At 37.8% G+C, this 23,891-nt stretch carries 21 protein-coding genes and 4 pseudogenes; 7 read left to right on the top strand and 18 right to left on the bottom strand.

Features of this window, described 5'->3' with window-relative positions; translation table 11 throughout:
• Positions 1 to 23 precede the first annotated feature (23 nt).
• The 4 genes from ACFRAK_RS18320 (at position 24) to ACFRAK_RS18335 (ending at position 3,850) form a co-directional block, all read left to right on the top strand.
• Complete coding sequence (locus ACFRAK_RS18320; protein ID WP_379969235.1) at positions 24 to 389, top strand: DUF2089 domain-containing protein; 366 nt, start codon at positions 24 to 26, stop codon at positions 387 to 389.
• A 13-nt stretch (positions 390 to 402) separates the two neighbouring features.
• Positions 403 to 792: an SHOCT-like domain-containing protein gene (locus tag ACFRAK_RS18325; RefSeq protein WP_260284994.1), complete on the top strand. Its 390-nt coding sequence runs from the start codon at positions 403 to 405 to the stop codon at positions 790 to 792.
• A gap of 10 nt (positions 793 to 802) precedes the next feature.
• Complete coding sequence (locus ACFRAK_RS18330; protein ID WP_387598356.1) at positions 803 to 1,084, top strand: hypothetical protein; 282 nt, start codon at positions 803 to 805, stop codon at positions 1,082 to 1,084.
• A 1,851-nt stretch (positions 1,085 to 2,935) separates the two neighbouring features.
• Positions 2,936 to 3,850, top strand: coding sequence for an iron-hydroxamate ABC transporter substrate-binding protein (locus ACFRAK_RS18335; protein WP_387598354.1), 915 nt, complete (start codon positions 2,936 to 2,938; stop codon positions 3,848 to 3,850).
• A gap of 102 nt (positions 3,851 to 3,952) precedes the next feature.
• Here ACFRAK_RS18335 and ACFRAK_RS18340 read toward each other — a convergent pair.
• Both ACFRAK_RS18340 and ACFRAK_RS18345 read right to left on the bottom strand, forming a co-directional pair.
• A pseudogene (locus ACFRAK_RS18340) lies at positions 3,953 to 4,450 on the bottom strand (immunity protein YezG family protein).
• A gap of 64 nt (positions 4,451 to 4,514) precedes the next feature.
• Positions 4,515 to 4,781, bottom strand: a complete 267-nt coding sequence (locus ACFRAK_RS18345; protein ID WP_387599294.1) for a DNA/RNA non-specific endonuclease — start codon at positions 4,779 to 4,781, stop codon at positions 4,515 to 4,517.
• A gap of 538 nt (positions 4,782 to 5,319) precedes the next feature.
• Between ACFRAK_RS18345 and ACFRAK_RS18350 the strand changes: the two genes are divergently transcribed.
• Positions 5,320 to 6,990: a M4 family metallopeptidase gene (locus tag ACFRAK_RS18350; protein WP_387598351.1), complete on the top strand. Its 1,671-nt coding sequence runs from the start codon at positions 5,320 to 5,322 to the stop codon at positions 6,988 to 6,990.
• A gap of 171 nt (positions 6,991 to 7,161) precedes the next feature.
• On the opposite strand, the pseudogene ACFRAK_RS18355 reads toward ACFRAK_RS18350, so the two are convergent.
• The 9 genes and pseudogenes from ACFRAK_RS18355 to ACFRAK_RS18395 all read right to left on the bottom strand — a co-directional run bounded on the left by ACFRAK_RS18355 (position 7,162) and on the right by ACFRAK_RS18395 (position 12,436).
• Positions 7,162 to 7,630: pseudogene (locus tag ACFRAK_RS18355) on the bottom strand (DUF600 domain-containing protein).
• A 58-nt stretch (positions 7,631 to 7,688) separates the two neighbouring features.
• Positions 7,689 to 7,853 (bottom strand): annotated as a pseudogene (locus tag ACFRAK_RS18360) (DNA/RNA non-specific endonuclease); the annotation flags it as partial.
• A 23-nt stretch (positions 7,854 to 7,876) separates the two neighbouring features.
• The gene (locus tag ACFRAK_RS18365; RefSeq protein ID WP_387598349.1) at positions 7,877 to 8,263 is read right to left on the bottom strand and encodes a DNA/RNA non-specific endonuclease; all 387 of its coding nucleotides are present in this window, start codon (positions 8,261 to 8,263) and stop codon (positions 7,877 to 7,879) included.
• Between the two features lie 156 nt (positions 8,264 to 8,419).
• Positions 8,420 to 8,674, bottom strand: a pseudogene (locus ACFRAK_RS18370) (hypothetical protein); the annotation flags it as partial.
• Positions 8,675 to 8,709: 35 nt separating this feature from the next.
• Positions 8,710 to 9,258 carry a T6SS immunity protein Tdi1 domain-containing protein gene (locus ACFRAK_RS18375; RefSeq protein WP_387598347.1) on the bottom strand — a complete coding sequence of 183 codons (549 nt, stop codon included), beginning with the start codon at positions 9,256 to 9,258 and terminating at the stop codon, positions 8,710 to 8,712.
• Between the two features lie 19 nt (positions 9,259 to 9,277).
• Positions 9,278 to 11,236 carry a T7SS effector LXG polymorphic toxin gene (locus tag ACFRAK_RS18380; RefSeq protein WP_394572205.1) on the bottom strand — a complete coding sequence of 653 codons (1,959 nt, stop codon included), beginning with the start codon at positions 11,234 to 11,236 and terminating at the stop codon, positions 9,278 to 9,280.
• Positions 11,233 to 11,523, bottom strand: a complete 291-nt coding sequence (locus ACFRAK_RS18385; RefSeq protein WP_260285008.1) for a YwqI/YxiC family protein — start codon at positions 11,521 to 11,523, stop codon at positions 11,233 to 11,235. The genes ACFRAK_RS18380 and ACFRAK_RS18385 overlap by 4 nt, the downstream gene beginning before the upstream one ends.
• On the bottom strand, positions 11,523 to 11,951 hold the full coding sequence (locus ACFRAK_RS18390; protein ID WP_387598341.1) for a YwqH-like family protein: 429 nt from the start codon (positions 11,949 to 11,951) through the stop codon (positions 11,523 to 11,525). The genes ACFRAK_RS18385 and ACFRAK_RS18390 overlap by 1 nt, the downstream gene beginning before the upstream one ends.
• Positions 11,952 to 12,187: 236 nt before the next feature.
• Positions 12,188 to 12,436 carry a hypothetical protein gene (locus tag ACFRAK_RS18395; protein ID WP_387598338.1) on the bottom strand — a complete coding sequence of 83 codons (249 nt, stop codon included), beginning with the start codon at positions 12,434 to 12,436 and terminating at the stop codon, positions 12,188 to 12,190.
• A 366-nt stretch (positions 12,437 to 12,802) separates the two neighbouring features.
• Here ACFRAK_RS18395 and ACFRAK_RS18400 point away from each other — a divergent pair, with 366 nt between their 5' ends.
• Positions 12,803 to 13,207: a hypothetical protein gene (locus tag ACFRAK_RS18400; protein WP_230303505.1), complete on the top strand. Its 405-nt coding sequence runs from the start codon at positions 12,803 to 12,805 to the stop codon at positions 13,205 to 13,207.
• A 170-nt stretch (positions 13,208 to 13,377) separates the two neighbouring features.
• Here ACFRAK_RS18400 and ACFRAK_RS18405 read toward each other — a convergent pair whose 3' ends face one another.
• The 7 genes from ACFRAK_RS18405 to ACFRAK_RS18435 form a co-directional block, all read right to left on the bottom strand.
• A complete protein-coding gene (locus tag ACFRAK_RS18405; RefSeq protein ID WP_387598335.1) occupies positions 13,378 to 13,671 on the bottom strand; it encodes a hypothetical protein in 294 nt (97 codons plus the stop codon).
• Positions 13,672 to 14,160: 489 nt separating this feature from the next.
• Positions 14,161 to 14,991, bottom strand: coding sequence for an ammonia-dependent NAD(+) synthetase (gene nadE / locus ACFRAK_RS18410; protein WP_260285014.1), 831 nt, complete (start codon positions 14,989 to 14,991; stop codon positions 14,161 to 14,163).
• Positions 14,992 to 15,025: 34 nt separating this feature from the next.
• Positions 15,026 to 16,495, bottom strand: a complete 1,470-nt coding sequence (locus ACFRAK_RS18415; RefSeq protein WP_387598332.1) for a nicotinate phosphoribosyltransferase — start codon at positions 16,493 to 16,495, stop codon at positions 15,026 to 15,028.
• 61 nt (positions 16,496 to 16,556) lie between these two features.
• Entirely contained in the window at positions 16,557 to 17,108 is a 552-nt protein-coding gene (locus tag ACFRAK_RS18420; RefSeq protein ID WP_387598329.1) for a cysteine hydrolase family protein, read from the bottom strand.
• A 15-nt stretch (positions 17,109 to 17,123) separates the two neighbouring features.
• Positions 17,124 to 17,888 (bottom strand): NUDIX hydrolase, encoded by a 765-nt coding sequence (locus tag ACFRAK_RS18425; protein WP_260285017.1) that lies wholly within the window; start codon positions 17,886 to 17,888, stop codon positions 17,124 to 17,126.
• Positions 17,889 to 19,159: 1,271 nt separating this feature from the next.
• Positions 19,160 to 20,689 carry a glycosyltransferase gene (locus tag ACFRAK_RS18430; protein WP_387598326.1) on the bottom strand — a complete coding sequence of 510 codons (1,530 nt, stop codon included), beginning with the start codon at positions 20,687 to 20,689 and terminating at the stop codon, positions 19,160 to 19,162.
• Between the two features lie 103 nt (positions 20,690 to 20,792).
• Positions 20,793 to 21,908: a CgeB family protein gene (locus ACFRAK_RS18435; protein WP_387598323.1), complete on the bottom strand. Its 1,116-nt coding sequence runs from the start codon at positions 21,906 to 21,908 to the stop codon at positions 20,793 to 20,795.
• Positions 21,909 to 23,018: 1,110 nt separating this feature from the next.
• Here ACFRAK_RS18435 and ACFRAK_RS18440 point away from each other — a divergent pair.
• Positions 23,019 to 23,882: a glycosyltransferase family 2 protein gene (locus ACFRAK_RS18440; protein ID WP_394572206.1), complete on the top strand. Its 864-nt coding sequence runs from the start codon at positions 23,019 to 23,021 to the stop codon at positions 23,880 to 23,882.
• Positions 23,883 to 23,891 lie beyond the last annotated feature (9 nt).

A 23,891-nucleotide genomic window follows, 5' to 3' on the forward strand; every position in this document is an offset into this window, starting at 1 on the left:
ACACAAAAGAAAGGAATTTCATTATGGCTTATAAAGTAATTACAAATTGTCCTGTTTGCAGTGAAACATTGAAAATTACAAAGTTACAGTGCTCTCATTGTCACACCACGATTGAAAATGAGTTTGAATTATCTAAGCTGGCATCTTTATCAAAGGATCAGCTTCATTTTGTGGAAGTATTTTTGACATGCAGAGGGAATATCAAGGAAGTTGAAAAGGAACTGGGGATTTCATATCCAACGGTTCGAGGTAAGCTAACAGACATCATTTCATCCCTTGGATATGTGCAGAAGAAGAAAAATGAAGTAGACGAGAAAAAAGTTGTCACCATGTTGGAGAATGGAGAAATCACACCAGAAGAAGCTATTAAGCTATTAAAAGAGGAATAAGGAGGCATTTATCATGAAAGATGAAATTACAAGAGTGTTAACAATGGTTCAAGAAGGGAAGATTGATGCGAATAAGGGATCAGAACTGATTCAAGTATTAAAAGAGAAAGAAGAAACAGGTAATAAGCTTTTTGAAAAACCGACTAAATATTTAGATAAAACATTAAAAATTCGTGTTGTATCAGCCGAAAATGATAACGTTACGGTCAATTTGCCTATAAAACTCGTCAAGGTCGTATTAATGGCTGGACACAGCATCGCAGCTAGTATTCCGCAATCGGAAAAATACGTTAAAGATATAAACATAAACCTTATTATTGAAGCAATCGAAAACGAATTAGATGGCCAGATAGTTGATATTAAATCGGCAAACGGGGATACCGTTTCGGTCATCATTGATTAGTGATTTGCTTATGATGCATGTAAAAGTGAAAGCAAAAGACGTTCGGTTTTCCATCCCAATTCCATATGTTTTTTTAAACATTGTTATTTCAATTTTGTCTTCAAAATTTTTTCAGCAAAATGCAAACAAATGGACAAAAGAGCACTTCGAAAGAAAAAAACTGGACTTTACCTTTCCGCTAATAGACAAAAAAACGCTAAAGCCTATCGTCAAGGAACTAAAAAATTATAAAGGGATCGTGCTAGTAGATGTCAAAGCTAAGGACGGTACTGAGGTTAAGGTTAGACTATAATTTAATATTGAATACACCTTGATTAAATTATCCTTCAATTAAAGAGGATTTGTGAATAAATGTACTAAAACAAACGTGTGTTTTAGTGGAAAAAGGACATTTAATCAAACTTATAAAAATCTTATACTTAGGTAAAAAGTGTTACTCCATTTTTGAATCAATCCTTTTTCAAAATGGGGTTTTTACATTTGCTATTAAATAAGCTTAAGACATATTTTAAATCGACCTTTATATTAAGGCTACAAAATTGCCCTTAATTAATTTACTTATCGTGCAAAATATCATTATTTAGCCATCATGTTGGGGTGTTTTTTCATCTTTATATTTTCACTAATACAACCCATTCTAATCAATACCTGCATGTCCAAATAAAAAAGGCAGCCACAAGGACTGCCTCTGTTGAACAACTTTTATCATTCACTTAATGTTTACGGCGCTTGTCCTTTTTGCATTTGCATTTACATTTACAATGTTTCCCAGGAAACCATACTGTACTGGGATCATTGTCCACAAAACATTTTTCCTCAAAACAACAATTTATCTCCATCCTAACACCCTCCTTACTATTGTATATGCTTGTATTGGTGGAAGGTGTGGACAAGTTGCTTAAAGTTTAGAAATGAATGCAAATTAATTCATTTTCCATGATTCTGCACAATTTTCAATGTATGAGGTGATTTTCGAATCTTATATATAAAATATATATGAAATTCCTCATCGTATTTGGCCATGCTTCCTTGTTTGCTTCATCGTTGATTCCTAAATTCTTTTGTTCCAGCAAGAAAATCATATCACCAAATAATAAATTATACTTTGGCAGCCATGTTGGGTTTCTCCGGGGATGTATGCTTCAATTTTCATATTTCCAACTGTTAACGGTGTTACCATTGAGTCCAGTGAAGGGTCAGGAATAGAATAGTTGAACTCTTTTGCCAATTTTGCACTCCCTTTCTATTTACATAATTATATTATGAGATATTAAAAGAAATGTCATATATATTTGAACTCAAATTTGGAAGTATAACTATAGTACAGAAAGGAATAAATATCTTTCATAACTAAACATTTCGATACAGGCGCTTATACAGGCATTAGTCGCTCAAAAAAATAAAAAACGGTAAGTACTGCTTTCTTCCGAAATATCTTTCATGGATAAATCTGTTGTTTTGAGTAAGGTCGCAGCTCTCTGTATTCTCTCATTTTGAACAAACTCCGAGTAACTTACACCTGATTCCAAGACTAATATTAGAGACAAGTGCCGACCGAACATATTCAAATGACTCGAAGGTTGTGTTGAATTATCCTTGATAAACAATTTCGCTATATTGAAGAAGCCGTTTTAGGAAAGGTATGATGATTATCATCATGTAAATGAGAAACAAAGGTTTGCACTAACGAAAGAATGAGAAAATAAGACAATTTTTTTGCATTTCTTCGGAAAAGGCTTGTTCCGTCTTTGGATAAGCAGGGATTTCCAAATTAGCGTAGCCATCGTATCCTTCTAGTATGCCAATTGAAAATGGTTCTGATCTATCAAAAATCCCTGACCTTACCTTGCCTCTCCTCCTTGGCTACCTTTAGACCAACTACCGGATAGTTTTTTTCCTTCATTAATATATGAGTACCCTATTCCGTGTCATAGCTTTTCTCCAACCAGCCTCAAACATATTTTTACAAGTAGATTGACAGTTTGGTTCACGGAGATTGGCAATCTTCCGAAAGTTGTTGACAATGATTATCATTCCTATTAATATGTTGATGTGGTAATTGAAAATGAATATCATTATTGATTACACGCATTTTTTTGATATGTTTTTAACCTACACTATAATTAGTAAGGAGAAAATAAGAATGAAAAAGCTATTCATCCCCTTCCTGCTCTTGTTTGTACTTATTCTTAGTGCTTGTGGGAACCAAGAGGCAGCGAACGAAGATAATGAATCCAAGACAAAAAAAGAAACAGTTACGTATCAATCAGAAACAGGTCCTGTGGAGATTTCTAAAAACCCAAAAAGAATAATTGCTCTCTCCAATGGACCTAATGTATTGGCCTTAGAAGGTAATGTCGTCGGGATAGATCAATGGACTAATATGAATCCGCTTTTTGAAGAAAGACTAAAGGGCGTTGAGGTCGTATCAGAAGATAACCTGGAGAAAATCATTGAACTGGAACCGGACCTAATCATAGCGGGATCCGAGATGAAAAATATTGCAAAACTAAATGAAATTGCTCCAACTGTAGTATTCACTTGGGGAAAATTAGATTATTTATCACAGCAGATTGAAATCGGAAAAATATTAAATAAAGAAAAGGAAGCAAAAGAATGGGTTAATGATTTCAAAACACGTGCAGAATCCGCAGGAAAAGCGATACGCGCAAAAATTGGTGAAGATGCAACCGTTTCTGTCATTGAAAATGATGCTAAAGAGTTTTATGTATTCGGAAATAATTATGCACGTGGGACAGAAATATTGTATCAAGCAATGGATTTAAAAATGCCTGAAAAAGTAAAAGAAAAAGCACTTAAATCCGGCATTTATGTCCTCTCATCGGAAGTGCTTCCTGAGTATACTGGAGATTATATTATCTTTAGTAAAAACCCGGATGTGGTTAATTCATTTGTGGAGACTGATACATGGAAAAATATACCTGCAATTAAGAACGATCGTATATTTGAAATAAATAGTAAAGCATCCACATACAGTGACCCAATCACTCTAGAACACCTTTTGGAATTTTTCGAAAAATCCTTTCTTAACAAATAGTATGCAAAGCAGGAATTCTTTAAATAATAATTCCTGCTTTAATGTGGTTTATACTTGAATTTCATCTCATAAAAACAAAAGCACCTGTTGCCTAAAAGGCAATCAGGTGCTTTTGTTTTTATTTTCTTCAAATTCTTTCATTCTCTCTATTAAATCTAAATCTAGCTGTTCTTTGTTGTCGCTTATATATTTATATTCAAAATACTTAATTCTAGCTGTTGGACCAAATTCACTTTCAAGCCAATTTGTATAATCAAAATGTAGATTTAACCTTCCTGTATCATTTACTAATAATGTCACCGAAAACCAAGGTACTTGATCATTAAAAGTAAAAACTTTTTGGAGTTCAGCAGTTTTTGAAATAACTTATGTAGCTCTCTATTGTAAGCTCTCTTATCTACACTATATAGTTTTGGAATATAATGAAAAAACGTGTTACTCCTCACCTTTGGGCTTAAAAAAGAAGAAAACTCCTCCTTCCCTCTCATTAACTTCACCATTAAAACACAAATTATCCCATTCAATTGGAATCATATCATTAATCTGTTGTGCAATTTCACTATATAGCTTGTTTAATTCTATTTCAAAACTCATCAACATCAGCCTCCTGATTTATTTGCGGTCTCACGAATCACTGGGAATTGGCCTTCAATTTCATATTTAACTATAAAGGAATCAGGTCGCATTGAATTATTAGAATAGATTGGTTCAATGCTAACAGAGACTTCCTTGGGCGTATCTCTTTCAATGCGTTGGCCCACTCAGTCTCCATTTCGTACCAAACTCCAACCATCCTATTAATTTGACTATTTTGTGGTACAAGATTATCAATATCAGGAGGTCCATTAAATTGTGCTCCTGTTAAATGTCCGACATCATCATCTGCTAATCTGTCTTTTCCACCTACATTTGCCTGAGCATATTTTAGTATTTTACGGAATTATTAATGAAAATGATGAATAATTAACATGCGAAATTAAGAAGTGTGGACGATTATTACTTATTCTCCATTCGATAAAATAAGAGTATTCGAGTTTCATTTCGAATACTCTTATTTTTTGAAGAAAATCAACTAAATTGGAAGGTGCCTGGCACTTCTTTTCTTGGGACTGACCCAAATGTCGCTAACTCTCCTAAAACCTGATGGCATGGCCGTGCATCATGCCCGCAAAGCTTCCGTGTCAAACCGACTATCATTATACCTATTATAATGCATATTCATTAACTAGCTAAGATCCTACTTTTTATAATTAATTTAAATTAACTACAAAAAAAGTATAGAAAATCCAATAAATTTAGAAGTATTTTTAATTTCATCACAATATCGAGTGGTAAATTATACCTACAACAAGATAGCATCTGGGTTTTTTAATAGTTTTTATAAAATTATAATAATTCTGATTATTCATGCAAATTAACTTTTAATAATCTATAATAAAGTAGATGGAAAAAGTTAGGGGGTATCGATATTGAAGAAAAAGTTTATTGTTCCTGCAGTTCTATCGTCAGCGTTGTTGGTAGGTTCTATCCCAGCCGGTAATGTATTTGCGAAGCCGGTTGATTCGAAGGTGGCTAGTAGTGTACAAGCTTCTAAAAAGTGGAATGAGAAGGCAAGCGTTCCTGTTTTTGTGAAGGAGCGATTTGCAGAGAAATTCTCTTCTAGCAACCCTTCAAATGCACTAAATTATTTAAAGAAAAACGAAGGTAAAACTGGAATTAAAAATCCAGATAAAAACCTAAAAGTAAAAGATTCACAAAAAGATAAACTCGGTATGACCCACGTTCGCTTTAATCAATCAATAAATGGAGTGAACGTAGAAGGAACCGAAGTTATTGTTCATTTTAACAAGAATAATGAAGTCGTATCCGTCAACGGAAGAGTAAATCAGACGATTGCCGATGATGCGGTGTACACGAATGCCTCCTTAAGCAGTGATGCAGCACTAAATCAGGCACTATCATCTGTCAATGCCCCTGAAGAGCTAACGTATGAGCCAACTTCTGAGCTTGTAGTCTATCCTTTTGAAGGAGAGAATCATACAGCTTATAAAGTGAATGTTAACTTCATGGGGGATGAGCCTGGCAACTGGTTTGTCTTTGTGGATGCAAACACGGGAGAAATCATCGATAAGTATAATGGTTTAATGCATGCTGATGAAATGAAAACACAAAAAGGTGCTGGAAAAGGGGTACATGGTGCTCACAGGGAATTACATATTACCCAAGTGAAGGAACCTAAATCTGGAACTCAGTTTGCGTTAGCTGATTACTCTCATAATGGTCTTGATGGAATCCTTACGTTTGATGCTAAAAATGATAATAGTTCCAGTAATGATACTCTATATGTGGGGAATTCTGCTGCATTTATCAGCGACTATGATCGGGCTCTTGTCGATGCACACTATAATTCGGAAAAGGTATATGATTATTACCTTAATGAGCATGACCGAAATTCTCTTGACGGTGAAGGAATGGCAATCATTTCCAAGGTCCACTATGGAAATAATTACAACAATGCATCCTGGAATGGGCGTTGGATGACCTATGGGGATGGTGACGGTGAGTTCTTTATTTCACTATCAGCCGGTCTTGACGTTGCTGCCCACGAAATGACTCATGGCGTCATCACTCATACAGCAAATTTAGTTTACCGCAATCAATCTGGAGCACTAAACGAATCATTTGCTGACGTCTTTGGTGCACTTGTTGACGACGATGATTGGGAAATGGGTGAGGATATTATGGCACCAGCTGCTAAAGCTGACGGTGTAACGAGATTGCGCAGCTTGAGTAATCCAAACAGTGTTGTAGTAAGTAATGCGGAAAGAGCTGCATATGGCAGTGGAGTCTATCCGGCTCATATGGATGAATTTTATCACATGCCAACTTCGGTAGATGGCGGCGGTGTCCATGTTAACTCCTCGATTACAAACCACGCTGCATACTTGATTGGTCAAGAAATTGGAAGGCACAAGTTAGGACAAATCTACTATCGTGCAATAAGCATTTATTTAACGCCAAATTCCGATTTTAGTGACGCTCGTAAGGCTATTGTTCAGTCTGCAATTGATATTTATGGTGAAGGCAGCAAGGAAGAGGCTGCAGCTGCTGCCGGATTTGATTCGGTGGGAATTTACTAAGTATATAATTGGATCCGCCCGCAGGAATCAATATTTTTAGCGGATTTTAGAAGAATATTGAAGTGCGTTTAATGTTCCCCCAGAATAAGTGCTTGGGGGACTATTTTTTCGGCATTAGGTAGCCCTCAAAAGAAGAAACCTTGAAAGGTATTTAGCCAATCAAGGTCTTATTTACAAATTCCTTTGTTTCACTTCTTCGAACCATATATCAAAGATATCATCAGGCAATAGTTCGTCATCATTAGAATATACTAAATCATATTTATATAGACCTTTTAAACTGTTTTGTTTCACATTATAATGTAATTTTATTTCAGTAGGCATTTCTTTATTAAACTCTTCACACTTTTTATGGATAAGTTTCAAATTTTCATTCCCGATTCTTAAAGTAGCCTTCTGTCTTTCTCCTGAAACATCATACACTACATTATGTTGACCCTCAAAGTTTTTTATTGCTTCATTTAGTTGATGTTTATGAACAATCTTTCGGTTGATTTTATAGAAAACATCAAAAACATACATTTTTGGTTCATCAGAACAATATATATATGTCATCTGCTTTATTATCGACATACTCTAAACAAATGGCCACCATACCTGATTGGTACTCTGAAAAGTAATCTTCAAATACCTTTTCCATTGCTATACCTCCTAATTCTCTAAACTAATGAATCTCACACGTCCATCTATTTCATACTCTATATCGAACCACTCGGTCTCATTTTATCCCCATCATAATTAACTTTAACATTGACGGAAACAAATTTCCCTTCTTTTATAGCCGTAGCCCATTGATTTTCTAACTTCTTGTATTTACTTAAATTTACACTACTCGATTGAGATACAAGATTATCTAAATCAGGAGAACCTCCAAATCTATCAGCAGCTAAGTGTCCAGCATGATCTCCAGCTTCTTTTCCTGGCGTATTAGATTTATGTGGTTAATTGCTCTTTCTGTTAATTTTAAGTCATCTGCATTAAACTCTTTAAGTCTCCCCATGCTGTCTGTCTCATATAAATACTCATATTCTCCTGCTTGATACTTAACATTTGGTTTTAACGTTCTATCTTTATGCATATGACTTCCGTCCCTAATGATAACATGTGGAACCTGACTGGTTTTATTACCCGTACCCTTAGGAATACTCTCCCCTGAAACACCCTCTACTTTGCTATCCTTCACCGTAAATTTCTGATAGGCTTCCTTAATTGTCTGCTTTTCCATCATAACCTGGCGAAGGGTTGGTCCTCCTGCGAGGGAGACTTGTTCCATACTTATCCGTTTAGGGATTTCTTTTTTACCGATTGCTTCACCTATATTTTTTAACGTGGTTTTTCCTGATCTCGCTATGTCTGTTATTGAAGCTTTTGCGTACTGAACCTGCCTTTGAATTCCTTGCTGTAAATAAATCTGTATGATTTTAAGTCCTTACAACCTATCATCGGAGGAGCCAGATATGACGTAAAATGATATATTTTCATATTTCAACAATGAAAAGACAAAAGACCTTAACTTTTGCGTTAAGGTCATACAAAAAGAACAAACTCTTCTTGTCCTCCAATATTCATTCTTAAGGTATTCTTCTAAAATATTCTTATCATATTCAGATTCAGGTAAAAGACCCAAGCAAGTATATTCACAAATAACCCTTCTTTCGTGATTATCTGAATCTGATAGATCTTCATAATTATAATCTTTTCAACTTGATTGGTTCTCCCTTATTCGATTGGTCCCATGAATTGAGCAATCAGATAAATATGCTCAATAAGTTTCACCTTTTTCAAGTTTTCCACTTTCTCGGGTCCACCTAATCCAAGCAGAGGGGTAAAACCAAAGCATTCATCAAAATCTGGCTCTCCATATTTATCAACTGCTTCAGGATAAGGATTCCATTCTAATATTTCTTGGTAAAATGATTCATCCTCTAAATCAGGAAAGAAGTATTTAAAACCGGACGATATCCCTTTAATTTCACCCTTTCTAAAATTAAGTAAAATTAAATATTTATTATCTTCCCAAACAACTAGATCCCCCATTGATGTAGTAAACAAAACTAGAGCATCCTCGTTTCTTACATATACATCCTTTAATAGTTCCTGATACTCTTCTGGGTTAACGATATTTAAATACCCGTTTAATATACTACCAAAACCATATATCTTCCACACTTCTAATACTTGTTCAGGTATATAACCATAAAAATTATTAATAGTTTCTGCTTGTGCTTTTTCAAATAATTTAAAGTTATCAAAAATGGTAGTTGACATTTTTATAGTCACCTCTATTTCATTGTATTAATTTCACATTTAAGTATATTGACTTTTTATCCACTTGCGTCATACTAGCTGCAACAGATTTTATTTGTTCATCTATAACATCAATTCTATATCTCCATTGCGAACCAAGGGATGAATTAACCCTTTTATCTCCCATTCCACCAATATCAAGTGGATTGCCACCAGCTATTTGATCTGGATTATGTAACGCAGCCTGTTCATTTATCCATACCGTAGCCTGCTTTTCTGATTCTTTTCTAGATAAGCCTGTCTCCCTTAACTCATCAACTTTATCTAAATAAGCTTTTACTCTTGCAGCCTTTTGAGCTGCATTCCCTTCTAAAGCTCTTCCTTCTTCTATATATCTTTCTCTATTCTTTAAATACTCTTCAATAGTTAAACCATTCAATCCTTTTTCTTGGTCTTTTAACTGTCTTGTGAATTCTTCTGCATTGTGATTAGGATTTTGCTTGAACTTGACTTCTATTTCTGAGATTCTTTGGACATGGTATACTATACCCGTAACCTTACCACCATCACTCTTCACCGCAAACTTCTGTACGATATCCTTAATAGTCGTTTTATCAAAAGTGACATGCTTGTAGTTGTTTCCATACGCCGTGGCTAACTCTTCGACCCTGATACGAAGAGGTACTTCCACATTGCCGATTTGCCGGCCGAATAATTTTGCCTTCTGAACCTGCCTTTGCGCAAATTCCTTGCTGTATGGGACGAACTTTGTACCACTCGCCACTTTATCGGCGACTTTGGCCGCACCTGCCACACCGCCGATTCCGAGTGCCATCAACAGCCCGTTCTGGCGCTGTTCCTCGGTTAGCTGGTTGCCGAACATGTCTTTGCCGGTGGCCGCCTCAAAGAGGCCGTTGGCTGCGAGGAGTCCGTATATCCCGTATTCGGTTTTCTGAAGGAGGCTAAAGCCTTTTGTCGTTTTATAGGCATCGAGCGCGTGGTTCGCTGCGTTGAGTCCTTTGGCGGTTTTGTAGATGGCGTTGCCGCCTTTGATGGCCCGGCCGGCCCAGCCGACGACGGGGATGAATCCAGCGGCTGCCATGGCGCCGGCTGCGATTCGTTCGGCATCGGACAGCTTGCGGCCGGTTACTGGATCGACTCCGGTTGAGGCCCTGATTGAATCATAATATCCCGTAAATTCCCCTGTAAAGGTTTTTGTCGTATCCCAGGCTTTTTCGTACCATGGTTTGTTTTCGAGTTCTTCCATTTCTTGTTCGATTTTCCGGGCTTCGGCTTGCTGCTTTTTGAAGGTCTGATAGTCTTTCATCTGACCGGCGACCTCATCCTTCACTTGATAGACGTCACTATTCTTGAATGCAGATTGGTTGAATGTCATCGGCGAAACGTTGCCGTCCTGTTTGGTGGCATCAAGCAAGGCGCGGAAGAGGCCAACGGCCACGTTTTCCTGCCCGACGGACACATCATATTCCTCGACCAATTGCCGGTCGACATTCTCGACCTTTGTCACGGTATCATCCAGCCTTTGTCCGGCCAGCGTGATTTTTTCATTAAATTCCTTTTGGTCGAACCTATCAAGAGGCAGGATATCGTCAATGCTGTCGAGGATCCTTTGGAGATCGTTCGCTTGTTCATCGACAAGCGACTTCGCTTGGTTGATGCCGTTCGAGACTTCCCCATCTAAAAAGGGAACCTCGACCACCGTATTTCCGGAGATGTCCGCCTCTTCCAGGCTGGCCGGAATGCCTTCCAAAAAACTGATTTGGGTCGTGAATAGTTCCATCCAGGCGTCCGCCACCTCGATTTGCGCTTCATAGAAGCTTTTGATGGCAGTGGCACCGGCTCCTTGAAACTCGTTTTCCAGGCCGACGATGCCCTGAAATTCCTTTTTCAGGGCTGCGACTTCCTTCTTTAGTTCTTCATATTGCTTGGCGCGCGACTTGGTTGCGGCCGTTAATGTCTTCGCTTCATATATTTTCATCGCGTAGGATACCCATGTGAAGACACATGGGCGATGGCTTCATCCTGTTCTTTTAATAAGTCAATGTTAGCACGGGTATCTTCCACATTTTTTTGGACAATTTTGATATATTGCTCGAAGACCTTTTCCAGGTTCGTTTCCCGGTCGATCCATTTCGAGGTGAATTCCAATTTATTGCTGCCAAGCTCCCCTGCCGGCAAATTTCCAAGCGTGACTGTACCAAGTGCCGTCTTCACCTGATCGACTTGCTTCATTACGGCAGGATGATTCAGTTTGATTGTCGTCATTAAAACAACCGCCTTTTTAAATCGGATATTTTACTTTCCAGCTGCTCAAATGCCTCTTCGCCTTTGTTCAAAAGGGAGTCGGCTTCTTGGGCTATATTCCCCGCTATGTTCAGAAGCGTATTCTCGGCATTCAGCTTTGTAATCATCGCCTCGATTTTCCATTGGTAATCGTCATAATCGTCATGAATGATACTGAACATCACATTATAGGCATCATGACGGGCTTCCTGAAATTGATCCGAGCGATTCCCTGTCCAGCTGCCACCTAGCTCAGGGTCATTTATTTTCCTAATCTCGTTCAGACACATGCTCTGCTCTTTTATAATATCGTTCTTCGCATTTTCTAAACGTTCAATTTTCACATTCAAATCAGCTTTTTTACTGGAGATAGCAGAGTGTATATTACTCAAAATATCTGCATAAACCATGAAACTCACCTCAGAAACAGTATAATCCTACACTAAATGTCATATTTTCCTATTTAATATTATAAGGATTAAAGTCCGAGAGTTAAATAGGGAGAAATATGCTATTTTGTCGGTTAAAAGAGAAGATTGGCATAAAAAAGTTCCTACATACCATATTCTATATACCCTGCATTTTACCAATTTTAAACAAGTGAGCAGAATGTCATCTCATTGGATTCCCTAAAATATTGCCCACTTCATTCAAACTGCCCTAAATTGTATCTGTGCAACAAATCATCCCGAACGAACTCCCTGCAAGTCGAGGATAGATGTGACCGCTCAGGATGTATCAAATCTCCAAAAGGCAAATCACCGACAAACTTAACTTCGCCTTCAAAATCCTGTCCGGATTCACCATCAAAACCGATGACTTTCACAAAGCAAGTTTTGTGACCGGTTTTCATAAAATCAATTACCGTTAAAACATGATCATGTACATCACTCATTCTTTTTTCCTCCACCCATGAAAGCATTAAGTAAAGATATTTTTTACTAGCATTATTATAAAGAAACCGATCAAAACAACAAACCATGGTTAAGACCGCTAAAGGCATTAAACATGCTTTTCCTGAATCGCTTTTACTTTATTTTTTTATGTATTTTGGTTGATTTATTAACTATAATCTTACTTATACTGGCGTTACATGTCCTGACTTCCCAATTCATCCACTTATGTTTTTTACGTTACCCGGAAAATGCTTCTCTTAACATGTCTATGATTTCATATTATTTCCATCGAAGGTCAGTCTGGCAACGCCCTCTTCTATATAGATTTATAACCTGCTATAATCTAAGGATTGGAGGTGTGAAAAATGAAAGAAATCATCCAGATATTAGCTGAAATCGTCAATAATCTTCACGATTTCATCCTGTTCTTTGTGAGTGACACATTAAATTCAAATGCAACGGACAAAGATTTGCATTTTTGGATAATGGGAATCATCGGTATCATCATATTTTTGTTCGTGTTATTTTTATCTAATTTAATTTCCCGGATGCGTTTTGGGATAACGATACTCTCTTTCCTTTATACCTTTACAGTCATGGTTGTTTTAGTATTTGCCATTGAAATACAGCAAGCCCTTACCAGCAGGGGGAATATGGAGTTTCAGGATGCGGCGGTAGGCCTTTGGGGGTTCATCGTATTTTTCATGGTTTTTGCTGTACTATCATCCATTTTCCTTTTGGTGAAGAATTTTTTCAAGCAATCAAAATAAAGGTAACGATAGTTCACCTTGCATAAAACATTCCAAATGGCCTTTCAATAACCTTAAATTCGGATTTTGTATTGGCGGGAATGATAAACTCTCTGTAGCATCATCTTAAACCGGAAGGAAAGTTACAGAGAAGAAAATTTGATTCGGGGTAAATAAGCATATACTATCAATTACTTCGGTTCACTTTCATTGAATAAATCAATGCTGAACAGATTGAAAGAATCGTCTTCATTCATACGTTCCTGGTCATTCCCGGATATATCAGGACTATTTTCCCTGCGGCGGCGATTCACTTCCCTTAATTCCGCTTCCAGAAATTCCGCTTGTTCGTGGGAGAGCTTGATCGTGATTTCATTATTTTGATCATCTGCAGCTTTCAAGAGGACATAACTATCCGCCGCATTACGTAAAGTCACATTGCTTACTGTTAAGTTCATGTTCGCGAGTTCATATCTTGCCTTCATAAAGTAAAAAGAACCTCCATCGGAAAATACCGGTTAAAATAATGTTTATTAAATATACTCTACTTCAAGATATTTAAATATACAAATTCTTTGTTTGGAAAAGCCTTGAACTTAAAGATCTACCTAAGACAAGAAATGGAAAATGATACGCCGCGTCTTTAATAAAGGTACTGGTGAAGTAATTTCACTATAATATCCTGAATTACTGGAAACAATCGAGCAATTGAATGCGCATTTGTTCCTTTCTTAAATCTAAAACTGGTTCTTCATGAATGAATCACATTGACTATGAACAAAGGGAACCTTCACAAGCAGAAGGTTCCCTTTGTTCATAGTTCTTTCTCAATCGCGCAAGCAATATGGTATGGACCCGTGCTCTCATTTGAAGCAATGACGGTTTTCAATAGAATTGCCGGATGCCAGGGTGCTTGTTATGTCTTGCCAAGTAAAACCCGCATCTTATGTGATGCGGGATAACTTATCAGCTTCTTATTTCCACCAAGTATCATAAACGTTAATGGCTTCATTGCGTTTATGTTCGGTTTTAGTATACCAACCTTCGATGATTTCAGCAGCTTCCGTTCTGATTTCCTTGCCTTCAAGGTAATCATCGATTTCATCGTAGCTAACGCCTAAAGCCGCTTCATCAGGAAGTAACGGTTTGTCATCTTCCAGATCGGCCGTTGGTATTTTCTTATAAAGACGCTCAGGTGCACCGACGAATTTCAGGATTTCTTTTCCTTGCCTTTTATTTAAACGGTATAATGGAATGATATCCGCTGCGCCGTCACCATGTTTCGTAAAGAAACCTGTGATTGCCTCTGCTGCATGGTCCGTACCCAGCACGACGCCTTTATAAAGTCCGGCTAAATCATATTGTACCTTCATTCGTTCACGTGCTTTAACATTTCCCCTTAAGAAATTCGTTAGCTTTTCAGAAACTGCTTCTTCCACAGCTTTTACTGATGCATCCACCGCTTCCTTGATGTTGACTGTAACCGTTTGGCTTGGCTTGATGAATTTTAATGCAAGCTGCCTGTCATCTTCATCAGCCTGTACTCCATATGGCAAGCTTACAGCAACAAACTTATAGTCGCTGCCATTCGTTTCTTCGTTCAATTCGTTGACAGCGGTTTGGGCAATATACCCCGCCAGTGTTGAATCTTGCCCTCCAGATATTCCAAGTACAAAGCTTTTCAGAAACGTATTTTTCTTCATATACCCTTTTAATAGATCAACACTTTTCCTGAATTCAACTTCAGGGTCGATCGTTGGTTGGACAAGCAATTTTTTTACGATTTCTTTTTGTAATGGACGCATTGGCAAAGCCCCGCTTTCTAATAAAATAGGATTGTCATTTCGTAAGCATTCTTTCAACATTGGCTTTAACTTCATCTATATTCCTCATTTTATTATCCCAACAATCCTGACTTAGATCTACCGGGTATTCTTCAGGATTAAGTGCACGCAGGTACTCCGGCCATAATACTTGGAGATTTTTTTGCGTGAATGCCTTGATTTCATCTATGGTTGGCAATTCATAAATCAAACTTCCATCCTTGAAAATATCCACATGCAGATCAACCGCATCGAAATCCGTGACGAATTTACTTAGGAAGGTATGGACAGGATGAAACATTTTTAATTTTTCCTGTTCCTGCGGCTTCTCATATTCCATCGCCAAATAATCACCTTCAGCATGATGGTTCACTTTATTGATGATGCGATAAACTCGTTTTAACCCAGGTGTCGTAACCTTTTCAGGGTTAGAAGAAATTTTGATGGTATCTCTCATATTCCCATCTTCGCCCTCTATTGAAACCATTTTATAAACGGCACCGAGAGCTGGCTGATCATAAGCCGTTATCAATTTGGTTCCGATGCCCCAAATGTCAATTCTTGCTCCTTGTTGTTTCAAGTTGATGATCGTATATTCATCCAAGTCATTGGAAGCGACAATCTTCGCATCATGGAATCCTGCAGCATCGAGCATACGTCGTGCTTCTTTTGATAAGTAAGCTAAATCACCGCTATCAAGACGGACGCCAATGAAATTGATTTTATCGCCCAGTTCCTTGGCAACACGAATTGCATTCGGAATGCCAGAGCGTAATGTATCATAAGTATCAACCAAGAATACACAGTCTTTATGGGAAACAGCATATTTATGAAAAGCGGTATATTCATCTTTATAAGCTTGGATCATGGAATGTGCATGAGTCCCTGAAACCGGAATGCCGAACAGCTTGCCAGCACGTACATTACTGGTGGAATCAAAGCCAGCAATATAGGCCGCTCTCGCTCCCCAAATTGCAGCATCCATTTCTTGTGCCCGCCTTGAACCGAATTCAAGGGCAGATTCTTCACCGATGACCTGTTTGATGCGCGAAGCTTTTGTTGCCACGAGTGTGTGATAGTTCACAATATTAAGCAGCGCAGTTTCTATGAGTTGAGCCTCACCAAGCGGTGCCTCCACCCGTAAAATCGGTTCATTGCCGAAGACAAGCTCTCCCTCTTTCATGCAGCGAATCGCTCCTGTGAAACGGATGTTACGCAAATAATTCAAAAATTCTTCATCATAGTGCAGATCATTTTTTAAATAGTCGATATCACTTTCCGAGAAGGAAAAGTTTTGAAGGTAATGGACAATTTTTTCAAGTCCAGCAAAAATAGCATATCCGCTGTTAAATGGAAGCTTTCTGAAAAACACTTCGAAAACTGCCTTTCGGTTATGTGTTTTGTCCTGCCAATAAGTTTGGGCCATATTGATTTGGTATAGGTCAGTGTGTAATGCGTAACTGTCGTCATTGTACTTTTTTTCCATGGATAGTTCCTCCCAAAAGAGAAGCATTCGCTTCCCTTCTATTCTGTTGCGTTTATGGATATTATAGAATGGTTGCTCCAAGAGATCCTTTAAAATGTCCAAGCGCCCAATGGTGACCGGCATCATTGAACGAGGCCACAGCATTTTCATATACAAAGATTTTATAGCCCAGATTATAAGCGTCGATTGCCGTATGCAAAATACAGATATCTGTACAAACCCCGACCAAATATACATCGGTAATGTGGCGTTCCCGCAAGCGAATATCAAGGTCCGTTCCTGCAAAGGCCGAATAACGTGTTTTATCTATATAATGAACATTCTTTTGATTTTTATTTGCTTCATATTCCTCTTTTAACGCCCCGTAGAGGTCTCTACCCATTGTACCGCTAATATTATGCGGTGGAAACAAATTCGATTCGGGATGTAAGCGGTCTCCTTCTACATGTAAATCAATCGCGAATACTGTGTATTCACCTTGTTCGATAAAATCCTTGGTTATACTGACAAGAGCCTTTTCGATATCCTGGCCTGGCTTCCCGCAGGTCAATGAACCCCCGTCTGCCACGAAGTCATACGTATAATCTATATTGATCAATGCCTTTTTTCCCATGGCACGATACCCCCCTCAGTAGTAAATAGAGTCCATGACAACCTCTGCATTAAATCGGTAAAGCTGTGAAGGCCGATAAGAATTACGTTTCGTTTTCTTCTGCATTCCTTTTTCATCCAAGACTTTCTCCAAAAACGGGAGTTTTGGCGCTTTTGCATAAAAAAGTGAGTCTGCGCTGATTTTCGCATCATCTCTGGCTGTCAGCAAAACCCGTTGCAGTTCAGAAAGCGTAAATTCATCAGGCAGGAAATTTTGGGCTATCGTCGTTTGCACCATTTCTTTTTTCATTAAATTCATCGCATCGTTTATAATTGTATAATGATCGAATGCAAGATCTAATTGTAAGGCTTCCTGAATCGTGAACAATTCAACTTCGGCTGCATCGTCATTCGCTTTTCTTTGATGAAGAAACTCTTCCTGGACAATTGCATAAAAGGCATTGGAGATGATCCATCCTCTGGGATCGCGTCCCGGCTGGTCATAAACCCCGAAATGCTTGACATGGAATCCAGCTACACCCGTTTCTTCTTTCAATTCTCTTTTGGCTGCTTCATAAGCAGTTTCGCCAGCATTGACAAAGCCTCCAGGTAAGGCCCATTTATCTCCTTCAACATTGGGGCTTCCTTCCTTATCTTTTGTGGCACGTTTGATTAATAATAGCTTCAAAAACATTTCAGGCGGGGCTTTCTCAGCCGTTTTCTTCGCAGTAATCGTAAAGATCGCAATATCTGCTGTGTATCCATCTGGAGTAATATATTTCTTTTTTTCCTGCTGAGCCATGGCAACTCTCACTTTCTTTCACTAAGTATGGGATTAAGTAATTAGTAAATCATTAATTACTAATTATAGTACTCTTCCTTGTGTAATTTAGCAACTCAAAATCTGAAAAATTTTCTAATTATTTAAAAAAACATTTATTTTAAAACATGTAGGGGAAGACGCCTAACCTCCGACCTCTCACACCATTGTATGTACGAGTTTGGTATACGGGGTTCGTTTAAGTCTGACATTGTATTGGATATCTTTTGTCTAAATTTCTAACCCTTGATGGTACGAATTGTCCTTGACAGCCTCCATGGTTTCCATAGCACATCCTGAACTTTCTTCGAATCCATGAATCTAATTTCCTTCATACACCCGGAGTATCTACGAGCGTAATACCCGATTCACCCTCTGAGGAATTGCTTTAGCTTTCTTATTTTTGTCTTCCATGGGTATCGGTGATTTTCTCGAGGCCATTTCTCTGTTACGTTTCTTCACTCTCTTCAAGCTTTGGTGAGCCAGCCGAACCTTAGGAGTCTTCTTAGACCTCGTGAAACTAAACCTTTAACTGTTCCGCCCTTTTGAAGTTTCCGCGTTTTCACTACTTCTTCCTTCAAATAAGTTCCGTTAGGAATTGTTTGTTTCTTCGAAAGATAAGAATGACTAATATGCTTCCTCGTTAATCTGTTAGATCCTTCCTTATCCTTTCGAATAGACAAGTACTATTGACCTCTGCTGACTTCTGTTGATTCATCTGTCCATCACTGGTCAGGTTGCCAAGTCTACTTAGCTGTCACCAGGCCTCCCCGGTTAAGAGTACACCCTTTCCCTCCATCTCTTATGCTTCAATTACTTTGTACTTCCTTTGTCAGTAAGGACTTTGTTTTGTTCAGGAAAATCATCCAATGGAACCTAACCTTATATGGGGTTCGTGTTCCTCTGAATGGCTGTTTGCCGCTTGCTTCCTTCAGATTCCTTGTCACCGTGGACAACTTTGCATGAAACTAACCACTACTACTGCATATGTGGTAGGGGCTTTCACCCTATAGATTGCATTCATGCCGAGCGCACCAAAAAAAGGTCAACCAGTATTTTTTTACTGATCAACCTTATAATATGAAGCATCCGCTGCTTCATAAAGAAGAGTTATTATTTTTCTTTTACATTACACAAATCTTCCGCAACCTTTTTATTCTTTTATATCCAATTCCTTCTCTTTGCTCTATGGATATTAAGTTTAGTGTTTCAGGATAGCAAGGAATAGCAGCAACTCTTATCATCTTAAAGGTTCACGGCAACACCACTACTTTCTCCGTACATGAAGAGCAAAACTTGGCATATTGGATACACGTTTCTAATGAATCATTCGGCTCCATTGGCCACCATCGAATCGCCCCCAGGGGCGCCATCGACGCAAAGGCTTCGATTTCCGCAGGAATACGGCCAACAACAACCACTTCGATTTCTTTAAAATTGGTTTCTATGCCCTTTTGAAGAGTCTTAAATAATTGGGTATGCTCATTTGTAGGGCAAGAGTGAGGAATAGGAAACAAGATTGAAACTTTGGATAATTCTTCATGAATGATATGAGCAGTTTTTCTTGCGGGATTATCTGTAGTTGTCTCCCAAATACGACTATATGGCACTTCCTCTGGTAAATCTAGTTCTTCCAATCTTTTGTAAATCCTCTCGCGATAATAACTGTTTAGTTCTTTTACGAGGATTTGAATCTGCTTATTTCTCTGAAAAGTAGAGTTATCTCCATTTTCATTTCGATATTGGATGTAGAGTAAATTGGGAATCGAAATATACTTCGTATTAAGAAACGTTCGAACGAGCATGTCGTAATCGTCTGCAACCAATAGTTCTTCGCGATGACCTCCAATCTGATGGTAAAAATCTCTCGTCCACGCACGTGGATGATTCGGTAAACCAACCAAATGACGGATTGTATTCCCATTGATGGTAGTGTGTCTTTGCACATTTTGCCATCGATTCATTTCATGTACCCAGACACGATAATGTATACTGTACCCAAAGCCACAATCCCAACCATACCAATGAGCATTGTGGCTGCCTACGTGCACCTCTGCACAATCTCCATAAGCAAAGCCACATTCAGGGTGTTGCTGAAATGCATCGACAATTTTCTTTAGACAGTCAGGAGTTAGGTCATCATCATGATCTACTTCCACTAAAATTTCCCCTGTACATAGACCTGCTGCATACCGTTTGATTGCCCCTATGTAGCCATTGCGGGAATCTTGGCGATACCTCCTCACACGGGGATCATCTAGAGGGAGTAAGTCTTGGTTATATGTCTCATCATCATCACCGGAGTCATCTACAATCACCCATTCCCAATTGGAGTAAGTTTGATTCAGTAGGGAACGATAAGGTCGCTGAATTTTTTCTTTGGACTTGTAACTGGCTGTAAATACAGACACTAAAGGAGTATCTGAAGAAAAACGGGTCGACAGTAGATTTTTATTTTCTGGGAAAGGATCTGTCTGTTTGAGCCAGCAGTAAAATAAGTTGTATGGTTGAACTTTTGTTGGAGAATCGAAATGTAACCAACGTTTTCTCTCCTGAACAGGTAACACATTAAGTTCTCTGAATTGTTCCCACTCCGTTCCTAATGAAACATAGACGCGAGGATTTTTAGGATTTATATCCAATAATGCATCATCAGGTCCATACATCTTCACTGTAATGCCACTTTCAGCCAGTCTCATTAACATTTCTTCCAATCCATCCCCTGAATTCCTCTTTGAAACAAATAGATGGACTGTCAATAGCGGAGTATGATTGGTTGTCATATATGCCCTCCTAAAATAATATAGGTATCAATTATCGTGAATACAAAAGATAGAAATTTTATCGTTCTTATAGAATCACCAACATTCGAGTCCAGAATTAGAATTATCCATATATCAACTTCAACAGAGTTACTAGTCTTTTCTCGTAAGTATGACTTTTTAATGTTTGAATATACCCTCTCTGCGCAATCGCATTTCGCTCCTCGTCATGGTTTAAATAATAGTCTATCTTTTCAGTTAATTCAGAAGGAGATGTGTAAGTTTCAATTTCCTTCCCTATTTCATAATAACGTTTTAACTCTTGTCGAATATCCGAAAGCTGAAAAGCGCTGCAGGCAGAAATTTCGAAGGTTCGAGGGTTAATTGAAAGGGCCGTTAGTTTATTACTGTTACGGTTAAATAACGTAGTATCATTGGATAAACGATGGTTATTAATCACAATTTTGGATTGATTAATAAGGCGAGCCGTTTCACTCGGGGATAGAAAACCAAAACGGATTTTATCAGATAGCAAATGATAATTCTGCATCCGGTCCCAACGCGACCCCACGATAAGTGTATTTTTTTTTGATAAAAAGGGAGCAATTTCGTCAAACAAAGAAATTCTATTGTCCCAACCTGACCCCATAAAACAAACGTCAATAGGAATCAAGTTATCCTTCCCCGGCTTCTGATATTGGAAAACTTTTGTATTGACTGCGAGAGGTAAATAATGAACTTGGGGACAGCCTAAAAGTTGATAATAAGAAACACAGCTTATCTCTTGTGTAAAAACATAATGATAATAGGGAGCTATATAAGTTGTTACGTCTGTATAATATGGGTCATCCGTAAACCATACCGCTGTTTTAATACCCATTTCCCTAATGGCTTTCACTTGGCCAATTGGAAATGTATCTCCAAGTAAAACAAGCAAAAGGTCCGGCCTGAATTCAGCTGCTAGACTGACCACATCTTCGTCCGCTTTTGCTGTATATATTTCACACACTAAATTTCTAAGTTCTTCAATTATTCCTTGATTAATGATCCTATAGGTATCTCCATGCCCAGGTTGAATATAAAGTACACTTTTATTCCAGAAATCAAATTTGTGATTAAATCTAACTTCATCTTTGACCATTAAATCCGATGATGGACCCTCTCCCCCTTCCTTCTGGTCAACAGTGTAACGATTTTTTTTGACATTAAATTGATTTTTATTATCAATTTCTTTAAACATCTCTATTGATCTCCTTTTCCTACTAAAACATTGTCTTTTCACGTTCCCACTGCAGCTATAACTAAGACATGAGTGAAGATTCGGATATCAAGCCTTGTTTGACTTATGCTTTTATATAAACTTTTCAAGCTCGTACAACAAATTTTTTGTTTATTATTCCGTATCAGGTTGGAGGAAGATAATATTCCGCACATGTACAAGAATCGGCAAGGACACGAAAAAACAAGTGCATGATATTCCAAAAATCAGTTCAAGTGGTTCTCTTTTCCCCTATTATTTTTCCTTAATTAATATGAGAAATAGCAAAAAAATATGACACAATGAAAACTCAAATCTTATTGTTATACACATTACAATATCAATGGATATATAGGAACATGCATTTAAATTCCATCAAGATTAATAAAATGTTGAATCATTTGAGTCTATTACCCCGCCATTAGCAATATATTTAGGAAAGAAATTAAATGTTCACATTCATGAAAAAATTCCACTTATACGTCCTAACTTTGTAAAGCCGAAGGAGCAGCTAGTCCCTATTTATCTGAGAAGAATCATGTCGAATATATAGGATTTTTGCTCCTTTCATTACACGTTTTGTATAACGATTATTGAGTGATTACATTTGAAGCAGTTACAACTGTCAAAGCATATTACTAGTTCACAATTCAAACGGACAAAAGGGAAATATGTCCAAATCCAGTTTTTACATTCTCCCCTTGACTGCGATGTAGTATGGTTTAGAGCCCCTTTTATTGATTTCCGTTAGGGTAGCGGGTGTAGGACAATAATAACAACAATTGTGGAAAAAAATTTTATTTATCTTTAACCGTGGAGTAAATTACAGTCGCGATAATAGAGATTGAAGAGTATTTAATAGTTGCTCTTGGATGAATATCACAGGGAATGTTATCGAAGGTGTTATATCGGTATGGGAACTTCCATACGTAAAAAAATTACCATTTGGTCTTTGGAGGAGGATTTTTACTAATGAAGACATACCGGAAAAAACATTGTACAGAGAGTACCTACAAAGTACAAAAAAGGTTTCCATAGTTTTCATGTATCCTTCATAACAATTGTAAATTAGGAAACAAGGAGGAAGCCATTGTGGGAAATCCTTTAGTTAGTGTAGTCATTCCTGCGTATAATCGACCTGATACTCTAAAAATAGCGCTTGACAGTGTATTAGCACAAACCTACCCTAATATCGAAATTATTATTTGTGATGATAGTACAGATGATCGAGTACAAGAAATGCTTGGTCCTTATTTAGGTTCGAACTCTATAATTAAGTATTATAAAAACGAAAGAAATTTATTTCTTGAAAATTGGCATAAATGCTTTGATTTGGCATCGGGGGAATATATCAATTACTTGATGGATGATGATGTGTATCATAAAGAAAAAATCGCAAAAATGGTTTATTTTTTCAAAGAGTTCGAAAATATTACCCTTGTCACATCTTATCGACAAACTATCGATGCAAACGATCAACTTCTCCCTCCTATAGACGCTACAGCCAGAATATATGAAGAAACAAGGATCTTAGACGGAAAGATGTTGGGAAACCTTGCATTAACCCATTGTCTCAATGTTATCGGTGAACCGACAACAGTATTATTCAGAAAAAAAGACCTTACCGAACGATATGGTGTATACAAAGAGAAACAGTATTCTCTTATCAATGATATAGCTGCCTGGTTGTCGTTGCTATCCAAAGGGAAAGCTGTGTATATTTCAGAAGCTCTTAGTTATTTTCGAAGACATCCGAATCAAAATAACAATACCCTAGGCCTAAAAGCATTTAGTGAATGGTTAGATATTATGGTTGCCTCACGTGAAGATGGATTTCTTGATACGAACGAATTATTCAAAACTGCTCTTCACTCTTATCGTGAGCGTGTAAAGAATTATCATGAATTTGCAGAAGATATCAAGAAGATTGATATCATGTTAACAACCTTGGATTAAAAATCTTGC

It is taken from the genome of Peribacillus sp. NPDC056705, from assembly GCF_043656335.1.

Coding starts and splice junctions, on each gene's coding strand:
- ACFRAK_RS18435 (WP_387598323.1), bottom strand. CDS start 21,908: ATGTTTAAAGAAATTGATAATAAAAATCAATTTAATGTCAAAAAAAAT.
- ACFRAK_RS18325 (WP_260284994.1), top strand. CDS start 403: ATGAAAGATGAAATTACAAGAGTGTTAACAATGGTTCAAGAAGGGAAG.
- ACFRAK_RS18380 (WP_394572205.1), bottom strand. CDS start 11,236: ATGAAAATATATGAAGCGAAGACATTAACGGCCGCAACCAAGTCGCGC.
- ACFRAK_RS18420 (WP_387598329.1), bottom strand. CDS start 17,108: ATGGGAAAAAAGGCATTGATCAATATAGATTATACGTATGACTTCGTG.
- ACFRAK_RS18320 (WP_379969235.1), top strand. CDS start 24: ATGGCTTATAAAGTAATTACAAATTGTCCTGTTTGCAGTGAAACATTG.
- ACFRAK_RS18365 (WP_387598349.1), bottom strand. CDS start 8,263: ATGGAACAAGTCTCCCTCGCAGGAGGACCAACCCTTCGCCAGGTTATG.
- ACFRAK_RS18405 (WP_387598335.1), bottom strand. CDS start 13,671: ATGAAGGCAAGATATGAACTCGCGAACATGAACTTAACAGTAAGCAAT.
- ACFRAK_RS18425 (WP_260285017.1), bottom strand. CDS start 17,888: ATGGCTCAGCAGGAAAAAAAGAAATATATTACTCCAGATGGATACACA.
- ACFRAK_RS18335 (WP_387598354.1), top strand. CDS start 2,936: ATGAAAAAGCTATTCATCCCCTTCCTGCTCTTGTTTGTACTTATTCTT.
- ACFRAK_RS18395 (WP_387598338.1), bottom strand. CDS start 12,436: ATGAGTGATGTACATGATCATGTTTTAACGGTAATTGATTTTATGAAA.
- ACFRAK_RS18430 (WP_387598326.1), bottom strand. CDS start 20,689: ATGACAACCAATCATACTCCGCTATTGACAGTCCATCTATTTGTTTCA.
- ACFRAK_RS18390 (WP_387598341.1), bottom strand. CDS start 11,951: ATGGTTTATGCAGATATTTTGAGTAATATACACTCTGCTATCTCCAGT.
- ACFRAK_RS18400 (WP_230303505.1), top strand. CDS start 12,803: ATGAAAGAAATCATCCAGATATTAGCTGAAATCGTCAATAATCTTCAC.
- ACFRAK_RS18330 (WP_387598356.1), top strand. CDS start 803: ATGATGCATGTAAAAGTGAAAGCAAAAGACGTTCGGTTTTCCATCCCA.
- ACFRAK_RS18375 (WP_387598347.1), bottom strand. CDS start 9,258: ATGTCAACTACCATTTTTGATAACTTTAAATTATTTGAAAAAGCACAA.
- ACFRAK_RS18385 (WP_260285008.1), bottom strand. CDS start 11,523: ATGACGACAATCAAACTGAATCATCCTGCCGTAATGAAGCAAGTCGAT.
- nadE (WP_260285014.1), bottom strand. CDS start 14,991: ATGCGTCCATTACAAAAAGAAATCGTAAAAAAATTGCTTGTCCAACCA.
- ACFRAK_RS18415 (WP_387598332.1), bottom strand. CDS start 16,495: ATGGAAAAAAAGTACAATGACGACAGTTACGCATTACACACTGACCTA.